Raw genomic sequence first — 15,381 nt, 5'->3', positions numbered from 1 at the left:
ATGACTGTTGAACTGATCGCTCCAATCGCGATGTCTGATGGTCTACGTTTCGCTATCCGTGAAGGTGGTCGTACCGTAGGTGCAGGTGTTGTTGCGAAAATCATCGAGTAACACTTGTCAAAGCAAGAAAAGCGCTGTATAATGCGCTTTTTTTGTGAATAGCTCCAGGGGTATAGCTCCAATTGGCAGAGCACCGGATTCCAAATCCGGGTGTTGGGGGTTCGAATCCCTCTACCCCTGCCATATTTCATGACGACCTGCACTTTTAACTAAGTGCGGGTCGTTTTTTTACCTAAGCTGATAGATTTTATGAGTAAAGAACAAAGTTCACAGGGCGCCCGTTCATCGTTAGATACGATTAAATTGGTTGCTTCATTGGCAGTATTGATTCTGTCGCTTGCCGGTTATTACACTTTTGACCAAATGCATGCCGTAGTGCGTGTTCTAGGCGTAGTAGCGGGAGCCGCAGTTGCTGTATTTATTTTTTACCAAACAACTATCGGTAGAAGCTGGTTTCAATATCTGTCTCACGCCAAGCGTGAAGTACGCCAGGTAGTCTGGCCGACCCGTCCAGAAACCATTCAGATGACGCTGATTGTATTTGTGGTTGTAATTCTGATGGGAATCTTTTTATGGTTGGTTGACATGTTCTTCTTATGGGCGGTCAAGCTATTAACAGGACAGGGTGGTTAAGAATGGCGCAAAGATGGTATGTCGTTCATGCTTATTCAGGGTATGAAAAGAAAGTACAGAAAAGCTTGGCTGAGTATATTGAGCGAGCGGGTTTAGGTCACCAATTCGGTGATATTCTTGTGCCGTCCGAAGAGGTGGTTGAGATCCGTGATGGTAAAAAACGTACCAGTGAACGTAAGTTCTTTCCTGGTTATGTTTTAGTGCAGATGGATATGAATGAAGATACATGGCATTTGGTTAAAAGTGTTCCGAATGTTATGGGCTTTATTGGTGGTACATCTGACCGTCCAGCGCCGATTACGCAGAAGGAAGTGGATCGTATCCTTCAGCGCGTAAATACCAATACCGATAAACCACGTCCTAAGGTTATCTATGAAGCGGGCGAAATGGTTCGCGTTATCGACGGACCTTTTAAAGACTTCGAAGCAGTTGTTGAAGGCGTGGATTACGACAAAAACAAACTTCAAGTATCAGTACTTATTTTTGGACGTTCTACGCCGGTTGAACTTGAGTTCACCCAAGTAGAAAAGAACTAATTAAGTTCTGATTGTTTAAACGGGGAGCTGTAAAAAGCGTTTGACCCAATCTAGGAGAAAATCATGGCTAAAAAAGTCTCTGGCTATATTAAGCTGCAAGTTCCAGCTGGTAGTGCAAACCCTAGTCCACCGGTTGGTCCTGCTCTAGGTCAGCACGGTGTTAACATTATGGAATTCTGTAAGGCGTTCAATGCTCAAACTCAGAGCTTGGAAAACGGTCTTCCAATTCCGGTAATCATTACTGTATATAGCGATAAGTCATTTACATTCGTAACTAAGACTCCTCCAGCGTCAATTCTTCTTAAGAAAGCTGTTGGTATTAAATCAGGTTCTGCGGTTCCTAACATGAATAAAGTGGGTACAGTTACTCGCGCGCAGCTTGAAGAAATTGCCAACACTAAAATGGCTGATTTGAATGCAAACGATCTGGATGCAGCGGTTAAGATTATCGCTGGTTCTGCTCGTTCAATGGGCTTGAATGTAGAGGACTAATACGATGGCAAAACTAACTAAAAAGCAAAAGCTGTTTGCGGAAAAAGTTGACCGCAATGCATCATATGACATCGTTGAAGGTCTTAACCTAGTTAAAGATCTTGCAACTGCTAAGTTCACCGAGTCTGTTGATGTTGCTATCCGTTTGGGTATCGATCCTCGTAAATCTGACCAGGTTGTACGTGGTGCGACTGTTATGCCTAACGGTACTGGTAAAGATGTACGTATCGCTGTGTTTACTGGTGAAGCAAATGCTGAAGCAGCTAAAGAAGCGGGTGCGGATTTCGTCGGTATGGACGAGCTTGCTGCCGAAGTTAAAGGCGGAATGATGGATTTCGACGTTGTAATCGCTTCTCCAGATGCGATGCGCGTTGTTGGTATGCTAGGTCAGGTTCTAGGTCCTCGTGGTCTTATGCCTAACCCTAAGACTGGTACTGTTACTCCTGACGTTGTTGGCGCAATCAAAAAAGCCAAGGCCGGTCAGGTTCGTTTCCGTGCCGACAAGTCTGGTATTATCCACGCTTCTATCGGTACCGTTGCTTTCGACGCTGACAAGCTGAAAGAAAACTTAAATGCCTTGGTGGATGACCTTGTTAAAGCGAAGCCTGCTTCTGCTAAAGGGACTTACATCAAGAAAGTGACTATCTCTTCAACTATGGGCCCTGGCCTAACTGTTGATCAGTCGTCTCTATAATGATGTGTGCGCCAATTAAATTTGGTGCAGGCATTATTTGCGAATTGGGTCTCCGAAAATCAGTATTGATTCGCGAGTGCCCATCGCAGACCGTAGGTGAATGCAAGGCGCATTCTTAATCGTAATAAGCCTACGTAGATGGACCGGTTTGATAGGCCACTATCGAACTGTTTTGGAGGTTATATGGCACTCAATATTCAAGATAAAAAGCAAGTCGTTGAAGAAGTTGCTGCAATTGCTGCAGAAGCTGGTTCAGTCGTCGCAGCTGAATATCGTGGTTTGACTGTAGAGCAAATGACCAACCTTCGTATTGAAGCGCGTAAAGCAAACGTTCAGGTTCGTGTTGTTAAAAACACACTTGCACGTCGTGCACTTCAAGGTACGAAATTTGAAGACATGGCTGAGACCTTTACTGGTCCGCTTGTTTACGCTTTCTCTGGTGAAGAGTTGGGTAACGCGGCGCGTGTTTTCAAAAACTTTGCGAAAGATAACGACGCTCTAGTTGTTCGTTCACTGTCTATCGGTGAAGGTGTAATGGATGCAGGTTCTCTAGCGCAGGTTGCTGCTCTGCCTACTTACGATGAAGCGGTTGCGAAACTTCTATTTGTTATGAAAGAGCCTGTTGCAAAACTTGCTCGCGCACTTACTGCGATCAAAGAACAAAAAGAAGCCGAAGCTTAATTATTGTTTATTTAAATTTAATACTATCATTTAAAAAAATTTGGAGATTACAATGTCTGTATCTAAAGATGATATTCTAGAAGCCGTTGCAAACATGTCTGTAATGGAAGTTGTTGAACTAGTTGAAGCAATGGAAGAAAAATTCGGTGTTTCTGCAGCTGCTATGGTTGCTGCTGGTCCTGCTGGTGACGCTGGCGCGGGCGCTGAAGAGAAAACTGAATTTGATGTTGTTCTTACTGGTGCTGGTGACAACAAAGTTGCTGCGATCAAAGCTGTTCGTGGTGCAACTGGTCTTGGTCTTAAAGAAGCGAAAGCAGCTGTTGAAGGCGCGCCTTTCACTCTTAAAGAAGGTGTTTCTAAAGAAGAAGCAGAAGCTATGGCTAAAGACCTTAAAGATGCTGGTATTGAAGTCGAAATCAAGTAATTTCGTATTTCAAGCTGGTTTTCAGCAAGAATTGGCTGGTGTTTCAAACACCGGCCTTTTCTCGTTTTAACAGTGTGTAAAAGTGTGTTAGTAACTTGTGGATAACAGCTACCACAGTTTTATGCATTTTATTCAGTAACAGATTGTTACGAAACTTCTGACAATCTTATCGTCGAGGTAAACGATGACTTACTCTTTAACCGAAAAGAAACGCGTCCGTAAGGATTTTGCGACGCGCCCGTCGATTCTTGAAGTACCTTACCTGCTATCCTTGCAGAAGGGCTCTTTCCACGATTTTCTACAATTAGAAAAGAAACCTGCAGAACGTCAGAACATGGGTCTGCATGCCGCTTTTTCATCGGTTTTCCCGATTGAAGGTGTAGCTGGTACAGCTGATCTTGAGTATGTGAGCTATCACATGGGTCAGCCTGAGTTTGATGTTAAAGAATGTAAGCAGCGTGGTGTTACTTACGCTGCACCTCTACGCGTGAAAATGCGTCTGGTCATCTACGATAAAGATGCACCGGCTGGTAAACGTCCTGTTAAGGATATGAAAGAGCAAGAGGTTTATCTGGGTGATATTCCTCTTATGACCGATAACGGAACCTTCGTTATCAATGGTACTGAGCGTGTTATCGTGACTCAGTTGCACCGTTCTCCAGGTGTTATCTTCGATAGCGATAAAGGTAAGTCGCATACCTCCGGTAAATTGTTGTTCAATGCCCGTGTTATTCCTTACCGCGGTTCATGGTTGGATTTCGAGTTCGATCACAATGACTGTCTGTTTACTCGTATCGACCGTCGCCGTAAGCTTCCGGTTTCCGTATTGCTTCGCGCCATGGGTTACAGCAATGAAGATATTCTTGGTCTGTTTACCGAAACCAATTCGATCCATGTCACTAAAGACGCCTTTATGCTGGACTTCAATATTGCCCAGTTCAAAGGTAAAGAGATGCCGTTCGATCTTGAGCATGATGGCGAAGTTCTGGTTGCAGAAGGTAAGAAAGTTACCGCTCGTACTGTTAAGCAAGTTGATGCGGCCGGTATCAAACAGGTTGCTGTTACTCCGGATTACCTGCTAGGTAAGGTCCTGGCTTCAGGTATTGTTGACGAGTCAACCGGAGAATTGGTTGCGCGTACAAACGAAGTGCTGACTGCTGATACGATCGCTAAAATCTCGAACATCACCGGTATTGAAATTAAGGTTCTGTATATCGATGAACTAGAGAATGGTCCTTATGTTTCCGATACTTTGAACTTGGATAGCACTACTTCTGCAACTGAAGCGCAGATGGAAATCTATCGCATGATGCGTCCTGGCGAGCCACCGACACAGGAATCTTCACAGGCTCTATTCGAAAGCTTGTTCTTCGATGAAGCGCGTTATGACTTGTCAAACGTCGGTCGTATGAAGTTGAATCGTCGTCTTGGTCGTAAAGAGAACCAGGGAAGCGCAGTTCTTGAAAAAGAAGACATCATTGATGTTATTCGCGAGTTGATCAATATTCGTAACGGTCTAAGCACCATTGATGATATCGATACTTTGGGTAACCGTCGTATCCGTGCCGTAGGTGAAATGGCTGAAAACGCTTTCCGTGTCGGTCTGGTACGTGTTGAGCGCGCAGTTAAAGAGCGTTTGAACCAAGCAGAGTCTGATGGCCTGATGCCACAAGACCTGATTAACGCCAAGCCTGTTTCTGCAGCAATCAAAGAGTTCTTTGGTTCTTCGCAGTTGTCGCAGTTCATGGATCAGGTTAACCCGCTTTCCGAAGTTACGCACAAGCGTCGTGTATCGGCTCTTGGGCCAGGTGGTCTTACTCGTGAGCGTGCCGGTTTCGAGGTGCGTGACGTACACCCTACACACTATGGTCGTGTTTGTCCGATCGAAACGCCTGAAGGGCCAAACATCGGTTTGATCAACACCCTGGCGATCTATGCCAAAACTAACGAGTACGGTTTCCTTGAGACGCCATACCGTAAAGTTGTTGACGGTAAAGTAACTGAAGAGATCGAATACGTTTCGGCAATCGATGAAGCGCAATTCGTAATCGCTCAGGCATCTGCAAACCTGGATGCGGACGGTAAGTTTGTCGATAACCTGGTTTCTGCACGTCATCAAAACGAATTTACTCTGTCTTCATCTGCGGATGTTGACTATATGGATGTATCACCTAAGCAGATCGTCTCGGTTGCTGCGGCACTGATTCCGTTCCTTGAACACGATGATGCTAACCGTGCCCTGATGGGGGCAAACATGCAGCGTCAGGCGGTTCCTAACCTGCGTGCTGAGAAGCCACTAGTTGGTACCGGTATCGAGAAGACGGTTGCGATCGACTCTGGTGTAACGGTTGTTGCAGAGCGTGGTGGTGAAGTTCTTTCATCTGATGCAGCGCGTATCGTAGTACGTGTTAACCAGGAAGAGATCAACGAAGGTGAATCAGGTGTTGATATTTACAACATGGTTAAGTATCAGCGTTCTAACCAGAATACCTGTATTAACCAGCGTCCGGTTGTTAAAGCCGGTGATAAGGTTAAGCGCGGTGACGTTATGGCCGACGGTCCTTCGACTGACCTGGGTGAATTGGCGCTTGGTCAAAACATGCGTATCGCGTTCATGCCTTGGAACGGTTACAACTTCGAGGATTCGATCCTGGTATCCGAGCGTGTTGTTCAGCAAGATCGTTATACAACAATCCATATCGAAGAGCTGACCTGTCTGGCACGTGATACTAAGCTTGGGCCTGAAGAAATTACTGCGGATATTCCAAACGTTGGTGAAGCGGCTCTGGCTCGTCTGGATGAGTGCGGTATCGTGCACATCGGTGCGGAAGTTAAACAGGGTGATATTCTGGTCGGTAAAGTGACTCCTAAGGGTGAAACTCAGCTGACTCCAGAAGAGAAACTGCTGCGCGCCATTTTCGGTGAGAAAGCGTCTGATGTTAAAGATACCTCTTTGCGCGTAACCAAAGGTGTTGAAGGTACGGTTATCGATGTTCAGGTGTTCACTCGCGAAGGTGTCCAGAAAGATGCGCGTGCATTGGCGATTCAGGAAGAAGAGTTGTCGCACATTCGCAAAGACATTGACGAGCAGTACAAGATCCTTGAAGCCGATACTATCGGTCGTCTGCGCGGCATGCTGGTTGGTCACAAGCTGGTTGACGGTACTAAGATCGACGAAGCATTCCTTGACACGGTTCCGTCTGAGCGTTGGTTCGGTCTGAATGTTGACGATGCAGACATGATGCATCAGTTGGAAGTGCTTGAATCACATCTGAAAGACAAGCGTAAAGCCTTTAATGATGCGTACGAAGAGAAGCGTAAGAAGCTTACTCAGGGTGACGATCTGGCTCCGGGTGTTTCGAAGATGGTTAAGGTTTATGTTGCGATCAAACGTCGCATCCAGCCTGGTGACAAAATGGCCGGTCGTCACGGTAACAAAGGTGTTATCTCGCGCATTGCTCCAGTTGAAGATATGCCGTTTGATGAAACCGGACGTCCGGTTGATATCTGTCTGAACCCACTGGGTGTACCATCGCGTATGAACGTTGGTCAGATTCTGGAAGTACACTTGGGTCTGGCGGCTGAAGGTCTTGGTTCTAAGATCAATGACATGATTCAGCAGCAGAAGGATATTGCGGAAATTCGTGGCTTCCTGGATAAGATCTATAACGAAACGCAAGGTCAGAACGTTGATCTGGACAGCTTCTCTGATGACGAGATTACAGAGTTGGCAATGAACCTGCGTAAAGGTGTGCCGCTTGCATCGCCGGTATTTGACGGTGCTTCGGAAGATCAGATCAAAGCGTTGTTGCGTCTTGCAGATCTGCCTGAATCGGGTCAGATGAAACTGTTTGACGGTCTAACCGGTGAAGAGTTTGATCGTCCGGTAACCGTTGGTTATATGTACTATCTGAAACTGAACCACTTGGTTGACGATAAGATGCACGCACGTTCGACCGGTCCTTACTCGCTGGTTACTCAGCAGCCGCTGGGTGGTAAAGCGCAGTTCGGTGGACAGCGTTTCGGTGAGATGGAGGTGTGGGCACTTGAAGCTTACGGTGCTGCCTTCACGCTTCAAGAAATGCTTACGGTTAAGTCGGATGACTTGAACGGTCGTACACGTATGTATAAAAACATTGTTGACGGTAACGAATATATGGAACCTGGTATGCCTGAATCCTTCAGCGTACTACGCAAAGAGATTCGTGCACTGGGTATTGATATTGAGTTGGAGCAAGATTAATGAAAGATCTAATTGGTTTTCTTAAAAAGCAAAATGTAAGCAGTGATTTCGATGCCATTAAGGTATCTCTTGCTTCACCTGAAAAAATTCGTTCATGGTCTTACGGCGAAGTTAAAAAGCCAGAAACCATTAACTACCGTACTTTCAAGCCAGAGCGTGACGGTCTTTTCTGTGCCAAAATCTTCGGACCTATCCGTGACTATGAGTGCTTGTGTGGTAAATACAAGCGCTTGAAGCACCGCGGTGTAATCTGTGAGAAGTGTGGTGTAGAGGTTACTCAATCTAAAGTGCGTCGTGAGCGTATGGGTCATATCGACCTTGCGACTTCCGTTGCACATATCTGGTTCCTGAAGTCTCTTCCTTCACGTATCGGTTTGATGCTGGATATGACTCTGAAAGAGATCGAAGCGGTTCTTTACTTTGAAGCTTTCATGGTAACCGATCCTGGTTTGACTCCGCTTGAGCCTTGGCAGTTGCTGTCTGAAGAAGAGTATCTGGATGCTCTTGAAGAGCACGGCGACGAGTTTGAAGCGCAAATGGGTGCGGAAGCGATCAAGAAGATGCTTCAGTCTATCGATCTTGAGTATGAAGCGGAACATCTGCGTACCGAGATGGATAACACCAACTCTGAAACCAAACAGAAGAAACTGTCTAAGCGTCTTAAGTTGATCGAGTCTTTCCTTCAGTCCGGTAACAAGCCTGAGTGGATGATTCTTGACGTACTGCCGGTTCTTCCGCCAGAGCTTCGTCCTCTAGTACCGCTGGATGGTGGTCGTTTCGCGACTTCGGATTTGAACGATCTTTACCGTCGTGTTATCAACCGTAACAACCGTCTGAAGCGTCTACTAGATCTTATGGCGCCGGACATTATCGTACGTAACGAGAAGCGTATGCTGCAGGAGTCTGTTGACTCGCTACTGGATAACGGTCGTCGCGGTCGTGCGGTTACCGGTACCAACAAGCGTCAGCTTAAATCTTTGGCCGATATGATCAAAGGTAAGCAGGGTCGTTTCCGTCAAAACCTGCTTGGTAAGCGTGTTGACTACTCAGGTCGTTCAGTAATCGTGGTTGGTCCGACTCTGCGTCTGCACCAGTGTGGTCTGCCGAAGAAAATGGCGTTGGAACTGTTTAAGCCATTTATCTTCTCTAAACTGCAGAAGCGCGGTATGGCTCCGACCATCAAAGCGGCTAAGAAAATGGTTGAGCTGGGTCTGCCGGAAGTATGGGACGTTCTGGATGAGGTTATCCGTGAGCATCCGGTACTGCTAAACCGTGCACCGACACTTCACCGTCTTGGTATTCAGGCATTTGAGCCGGTACTGATCGAAGGTAAAGCGATTAACCTGCACCCACTGGTATGTTCTGCATTCAACGCCGACTTCGATGGTGACCAGATGGCGGTACACGTACCACTATCATTGGAAGCGCAGCTTGAAGCACGTACTTTGATGATGTCGACCAACAACCTGCTTTCACCTGCAAACGGTGATCCAATCATCGTACCTTCTCAGGACGTTGTACTGGGTCTGTACTATATCTCCCGTGAGCGTATCAATGCGAAGGGTGAAGGTATGGTCTTCGCAAGCTGGCAGGAAGTGGATCGTGCTCTGAATGCGAAAGAAGTTCACTTGCACACCAAGATCAAAATGAAGATCAACGAAGTCGTTGTTGATGACGAAGGTACCGAAACTGCCGGTACTCGTATCGTTGAAACGACTGCCGGTCGTGCACTTTTGAGCCGTATTCTTCCGCGTGGATTGTCGTTTGACATGATCAATACGAACTTGACCAAGAAGAATATCTCTAAGGTATTGAACGAGTGTTACCGTAAGTTAGGGCCGAAAGAGACCGTTATCTTTGCCGACCAGCTAATGTATGCCGGTTTCAAATGGTCGACTCTAGCGGGTCTATCCTTCTGTTCGGATGACATGTTGATTCCGGATTCGAAAGCGGAAATCATCGATCGTGCAGAAGCACAGGTTGAAGAGATTCAGAACCAGTTCTCGCAAGGTCTGGTAACCGAAGGTGAGCGTTACAACAAAGTTGTTGATATCTGGTCGCACACGAATGAAGTGGTTACCAAGTCGATGATGGAAGAGCTACAGACTGAAACGGTTATCAATAAAGAGGGTGAGGAAGTTGAGCAGACTTCATTCAACTCTGTATACATGATGGCGGATTCCGGGGCTCGTGGTAGCGTTGCGCAGATGCGTCAGCTAGGTGGTATGCGTGGTCTGATGGCCAAGCCGGACGGATCGATTATCGAAACACCGATCACGGCAAACTTCCGTGAAGGTCTGAACGTACTTCAGTACTTCATCTCGACGCACGGGGCACGTAAAGGTCTTGCGGATACGGCGCTTAAAACCGCTAACTCCGGTTATCTGACGCGTCGTCTGGTAGACGTTGCTCAGGATGTGGTTGTTACTGAAGACGATTGTGGTACCGATACCGGTATCCGCATGTCGGCTCACGTTGAAGGTGGTGATATCATCGAATCTCTACGTGACCGCGTACTTGGACGTGTGACTGCGCAAGATGTTATGACGGCTGGCGGCGAGTTGCTGGTTCCGGTGAATACGGTAATCGATGAGCAGTTGGCGGATCTGATCGACAACAGTGGTGTGGATCACGTATTCGTTCGTTCACCTATGACGTGTGAAACGCGCTTCGGTATCTGTAAGCAGTGTTACGGTCGTGACCTTGCGCGTGGTCACCTGGTGAATATGGGTGAAGCTGTCGGTGTTATGGCTGCACAGTCAATCGGTGAACCGGGTACTCAGCTTACCATGCGTACCTTCCACATCGGTGGTACCGCTTCCGGTTCTGCAGCGCAGAGCTCGGTCGAAGTTAAGCATACCGGTACTGTTAAGTGGTTCAACCTGAAGACCCTGAAAAACTCGGAAGGTCAGATTGTTGTTACTTCCCGTTCCGGTGAAGTATCTGTAATGGACGAGTCCGGTCGTGAGCAGGAACGCTATAAGTTGAACTATGGTTCGATCTTGAATGTTGAAGACGGTGGTGCGATCAAAGCAGGTGATGTACTTGCTAACTGGGATCCGCATACTCACCCGGTTATCACTGAAGCTGAAGGTATTATCAACTTCGGTAACTTCGAAGGAACCGTTGAAGAGCGTCTGGACGAAATTACCGGTTTGACTTCTCGTGTGGTTAAAGATGCCAAAGAACGTTCTTCCGTTGCTAAGGAAGTACGTCCGTACATCGAGCTGGTTGACGAAAAAGGCGAATCGATTTGTTTCCCTGGTACCCAGACTCCGGCGATCTACTACCTGCCTGAAAACTCAATTGTTGTTGTTCAGGGTGGCGATAAGATCGGTCGTGGTGACGTACTGGCACGTATTCCGCAAGCATCTTCTAAGAACAAGGATATCACCGGGGGTCTGCCTCGAGTGGCTGACCTGTTCGAAGCGCGTCAACCGAAAGAGCCTTCGATTATGGCCGAGGTTGCCGGTGTTATCGGATTCGGTAAAGAAACTAAAGGTAAGCAACGTCTGACAATCACTCAGGATAGCGGCGAAGTTTATGAAACATTGATTCCTAAATGGCGTACTGTCAGCGTGTTCGAAGGTGAGCGCGTTGAGAAAGGGGATGTTGTGGTTGAAGGTAATCCTAATCCACACGACATTCTTCGCCTGTTGGGTATTGAAAAACTGGCGGAATACATTGTTGACGAAGTTCAGGATGTATACCGTCTGCAAGGGGTTAAGATCAACGATAAGCACATCGAAACCATCGTTCGTCAGATGTTGCGTAAAGTTGAAGTTAAGAACCCAGGTGATACCGGTCTGATCCGTGGTGAGCAGGCTGAGTACTCGAAAGTGCTTGAGTTGAACGAAAAAGCGCGTGAAGAAGGTAAGATTGAAGCCTCTTACGAGCGCGTGCTACTTGGTATTACCAAAGCGTCTCTTGCGACCGAATCGTTTATTTCGGCGGCATCCTTCCAGGAAACTACCCGAGTTCTTACAGAAGCGGCAGTTTCCGGTAAGCGTGATACGCTGGTCGGTCTGAAAGAGAATGTTATCGTTGGTCGTCTGATTCCGGCCGGTACTGGTTTCGCTTATCATAAAGCGCGCCGTGCCGCGAGCGAGAAGTCGGCCGAAGAATTGAAGGCGTTTTTGAATGCGGATCACGATCCGGTTGACGATGAAATCGTCAGTGATGAAATGCTGGAAGTGATGGAAGGGAATGAAGAGGTTGATGTTTAATTAAATAATTTCAAGCAGTTAAGGCTTGACTTATTAAAATTACATCACTAAAATTCCCTCTCCTTATACGTAGGTCAATTTTTTTGGCCTACAGCTTCGTTTATGTGTAAGAGTAAATCTCAAATTTGGAGAAATTGAATGGCTACTATTAACCAGTTGGTGCGTAAGCCGCGTAAAGATAAGCGTAAAGTTTCAAATGTTGCAGCGTTACAGGCATGTCCTCAGCGTCGTGGTGTTTGTACGCGTGTTTATACAACAACCCCTAAAAAGCCAAACTCTGCTCTACGTAAAGTTGCGCGTGTACGTTTAACGAACGGATATGAAGTTGCTTCCTATATTGGTGGTGAAGGTCATAACCTGCAAGAACACTCGGTTATTCTTATCCGTGGTGGTCGTGTTAAAGATTTGCCTGGTGTACGTTATCACACAGTTCGCGGTGCTCTTGACTGCGCTGGTGTTGCTAATCGTAAACAAGGTCGTTCTAAGTACGGTGCAAAGCGTCCAAAGTAATCGTTTGATAACGATCCTTTAACATACGTTTTGCAATATTAGTGTTACATTTATACCGGAAGAGTTAAGAATGGCAAGAAGAAGAGAAATTCCAAAGCGTCAGGTACTACCTGATCCGAAGTTTGGAGATGTGACGTTAACGAAATTCGTTAACATGATTATGGTTAGCGGTAAAAAATCCGTTGCTGAAAAAATCGTTTACGATGCGCTAGATGTTCTAGTTGAACGTAAAAACGGCGGCGAGCATGCTGCTCTATTGAAAGATGCGCTTGAAGCTGTAGGACCTATGGTCGAGGTTAAATCTCGTCGTGTTGGTGGTGCTACTTACCAAGTTCCAGTCGAAGTACGTCCTGAGCGTAAAATGGCGTTGGCGATGCGTTGGATCGTTGAAGCCGCGCGTAAGCGTAGCGAAAAAGGCATGATGCTTCGCTTGGCAGGTGAATTGGGTGACGCTCTTGAAGGGCGCGGTTCAGCAGTCAAGAAGAAAGAAGATACTCACAGAATGGCAGAAGCGAACAAAGCTTTCTCTCATTTCCGTTGGTAATCATCTGCTAATGGAGGCCCTTTTTAAGGGCCTTTATTTTTGGTTTTTAGTTAAAGGTTATTTAAAGTGGCACGTACTACCCCTCTAGATAGATACCGCAACATTGGGATTATGGCCCACATCGATGCGGGTAAAACAACCACAACCGAGCGTATCCTGTATTACACCGGTGTTTCTCACAAAATTGGTGAGGTTCACGATGGTGGTGCAACAATGGACTGGATGGAACAAGAGCAAGAACGTGGTATCACAATCACTTCTGCTGCGACAACCTGTTTCTGGTCTGGTATGGGTCGTCAATTCCCTGAGCACCGTATCAATATCATTGACACTCCGGGACACGTTGACTTCACAATCGAAGTAGAACGTTCTCTACGTGTACTTGATGGTGCTGTTACTTGTTTCTGTTCTGTATCAGGTGTTGAGCCTCAGTCTGAGACTGTATGGCGTCAGGCTGATAAGTATGGCGTACCTCGTATGGGTTACGTAAACAAAATGGACCGTGCAGGTGCAAACTTCTTGAATGTTTGCCAGATGGTTACTGACCGTCTAGGTGCACAACCAGTTCCTATGCAGCTACCTATCGGTGCTGAAGATTCTTTCCGCGGTATTGTTGACCTTGTAAAAATGCAAGCGATCTACTGGGAAGAAGAGAACATGGGTATGGAATACCGCTATGAAGACATTCCTGCAGAGATGCAAGATGAGTGTGAAGAATGGCGTGAAAAACTTGTTGAAACAGCAGCTGAAGCTTCTGAAGAATTGATGGATAAATACCTTGAAGAAGGTGACCTGTCTGAAGAAGAAATTAAAGCAGGTATCCGCCAGCGTTGTATCGATGTAGAAATCGTTCCGATGTTCTGTGGTTCATCTTTCAAAAACAAAGGTGTTCAAACTCTGCTAGATGCGGTTGTCGAACTTATGCCTGCTCCGACTGATGTTCCTGCGATTAAAGGTGAGTTGGAAGACGGTACTCCAGTTGAGCGTCACTCAACTGATGATGAGCCTTTCGCTTCTCTTGCGTTTAAAGTTATGACTGACCCTTATGTTGGTACGCTAACTTTCTTCCGTGTTTATTCAGGTGTTCTGGCTGCTGGTTCTCCAGTAATGAATACAGTTAAACAGAAGCGTGAACGTGTTGGTCGTATCCTGCAGATGCACTCAAACTCTCGTGAAGAGATCAAAGAAGTGCGTGCTGGTGATATCGCGTGTGCGGTAGGTCTTAAAGACACGACTACTGGTGATACTCTATGTGACATCGATAACCCAGTTATCCTGGAGCGTATGGAATTCCCAGAGCCGGTTATCTCGATCGCAATCGAGCCTAAGACTAAAGCTGACCAAGAGAAAATGGGTATCGCCTTGCAGAAGCTTGCGGCAGAAGATCCATCTTTCCGTGTTCACACTGATGAAGAAACCAATCAGACGATCATTTCTGGTATGGGTGAGCTTCACCTGGATATCATCGTTGATCGTATGAAGCGTGAATTCAAAGTTGAAGCGAACATTGGTGCTCCTCAGGTTTCTTACCGTGAAACGATCCGTTCAGCGGTTGAGTGCGAAGGTAAATTCGTACGTCAGTCTGGTGGTCGCGGTCAATACGGTCACGTTGTGTTCAAGATCAAGCCGCTTGATCCTGATTCTGAAGCGGTTAACTTTGAATTCATCAACTCGATCGTTGGTGGTGCTGTTCCTCGTGAATACATCGGTGCAGTTGAGAAGGGTGCTAAGCAGCAGCTTGAAGCTGGTGTTGTTGCAGGCTTCCCAATGGTTGATGTTTCTGTCGAGCTTATCGATGGTTCATACCACGATGTTGACTCGAACGAAATGGCGTTCCAGGTAGCAGCGAGCATGGGTGTCAAGAACGGTGTTGCACAAGCAAACCCAGTCGTTCTTGAGCCAGTAATGAAAGTTGAAGTTACTACCCCTGAAGAGTATATGGGTGATATCATTGGTGACCTAAACCGCCGTCGCGGTATGGTTTCAAGCATGGATGATATCCCGACTGGTAAGTCTGTTAAGGCAGAAGTACCGCTTTCAGAGATGTTTGGTTACTCAAACCAAATGCGTTCTTTGACTCAGGGTCGTGCTAACTACAGCATGGAATTCTTGAAGTACGCTGAAGCGCCTAAGAACATCCAAGAAGAAATCATCGCTGCTTCTAAAAAAGGCGAATAACTTAATTTAACTTTTAAACTTTAATCCAGGGCGGTTTTGCCGCCCGTTACAAAGGTATTAATCTAATGGCAAAAGAAAAGTTTGAACGTTCGAAACCGCACGTAAACGTAGGTACTATCGGTCACGTTGACCATGGTAAGACAACTCTTACTGCGGCTCT

Annotated in this window: 13 protein-coding genes and 1 tRNA gene; all 14 read left to right on the top strand. The window is 46.5% G+C overall.

Annotation, left to right across the window (positions count from 1 at the left end; all coding sequences use genetic code 11):
* The coding region (locus tag J3999_RS11775; protein WP_208126953.1) for a hypothetical protein at positions 1–111 on the top strand (111 nt) is incomplete at its 5' end.
* Between the two features lie 55 nt (positions 112–166).
* Positions 167–243 (top strand) — tRNA-Trp (locus J3999_RS11770).
* 66 nt (positions 244–309) lie between these two features.
* A complete protein-coding gene (gene secE / locus J3999_RS11765) occupies positions 310–693 on the top strand; it encodes a preprotein translocase subunit SecE (protein WP_208128078.1) in 384 nt (127 codons plus the stop codon).
* 2 nt (positions 694–695) lie between these two features.
* Positions 696–1,229, top strand: coding sequence for a transcription termination/antitermination protein NusG (gene nusG, locus J3999_RS11760; protein WP_208128077.1), 534 nt, complete (start codon positions 696–698; stop codon positions 1,227–1,229).
* Between the two features lie 63 nt (positions 1,230–1,292).
* Positions 1,293–1,721 carry a 50S ribosomal protein L11 gene (rplK, locus tag J3999_RS11755; RefSeq protein WP_208128076.1) on the top strand — a complete coding sequence of 143 codons (429 nt, stop codon included), beginning with the start codon at positions 1,293–1,295 and terminating at the stop codon, positions 1,719–1,721.
* A 4-nt stretch (positions 1,722–1,725) separates the two neighbouring features.
* Complete coding sequence (gene rplA / locus J3999_RS11750; protein WP_173284016.1) at positions 1,726–2,415, top strand: 50S ribosomal protein L1; 690 nt, start codon at positions 1,726–1,728, stop codon at positions 2,413–2,415.
* A gap of 183 nt (positions 2,416–2,598) precedes the next feature.
* The gene (gene rplJ / locus J3999_RS11745) at positions 2,599–3,096 is read left to right on the top strand and encodes a 50S ribosomal protein L10 (protein WP_173284017.1); all 498 of its coding nucleotides are present in this window, start codon (positions 2,599–2,601) and stop codon (positions 3,094–3,096) included.
* Positions 3,097–3,148: 52 nt separating this feature from the next.
* Positions 3,149–3,520: a 50S ribosomal protein L7/L12 gene (gene rplL, locus J3999_RS11740; protein WP_173284018.1), complete on the top strand. Its 372-nt coding sequence runs from the start codon at positions 3,149–3,151 to the stop codon at positions 3,518–3,520.
* Positions 3,521–3,704: 184 nt separating this feature from the next.
* Complete coding sequence (rpoB, locus tag J3999_RS11735; protein ID WP_208128075.1) at positions 3,705–7,763, top strand: DNA-directed RNA polymerase subunit beta; 4,059 nt, start codon at positions 3,705–3,707, stop codon at positions 7,761–7,763.
* Positions 7,763–11,989, top strand: a complete 4,227-nt coding sequence (gene rpoC, locus J3999_RS11730; protein ID WP_208128074.1) for a DNA-directed RNA polymerase subunit beta' — start codon at positions 7,763–7,765, stop codon at positions 11,987–11,989. Before rpoB ends, rpoC begins: the two co-directional genes overlap by 1 nt.
* A gap of 138 nt (positions 11,990–12,127) precedes the next feature.
* Positions 12,128–12,499: a 30S ribosomal protein S12 gene (gene rpsL, locus J3999_RS11725; RefSeq protein ID WP_173284021.1), complete on the top strand. Its 372-nt coding sequence runs from the start codon at positions 12,128–12,130 to the stop codon at positions 12,497–12,499.
* Between the two features lie 70 nt (positions 12,500–12,569).
* Positions 12,570–13,043: a 30S ribosomal protein S7 gene (rpsG, locus tag J3999_RS11720; RefSeq protein ID WP_173284022.1), complete on the top strand. Its 474-nt coding sequence runs from the start codon at positions 12,570–12,572 to the stop codon at positions 13,041–13,043.
* A 66-nt stretch (positions 13,044–13,109) separates the two neighbouring features.
* Positions 13,110–15,221 (top strand): elongation factor G, encoded by a 2,112-nt coding sequence (gene fusA / locus J3999_RS11715; RefSeq protein WP_208128073.1) that lies wholly within the window; start codon positions 13,110–13,112, stop codon positions 15,219–15,221.
* Positions 15,222–15,286: 65 nt separating this feature from the next.
* On the top strand, positions 15,287–15,381 hold a 95-nt coding region (locus J3999_RS11710), incomplete at its 3' end, for a GTP-binding protein (protein ID WP_010791028.1).

The organism is Thiomicrorhabdus sp. 6S3-12, assembly GCF_017571475.1.
GTDB lineage: Bacteria > Pseudomonadota > Gammaproteobacteria > Thiomicrospirales > Thiomicrospiraceae > Thiomicrorhabdus.
This window is presented reverse-complemented; position numbering and strand designations above follow the sequence as displayed.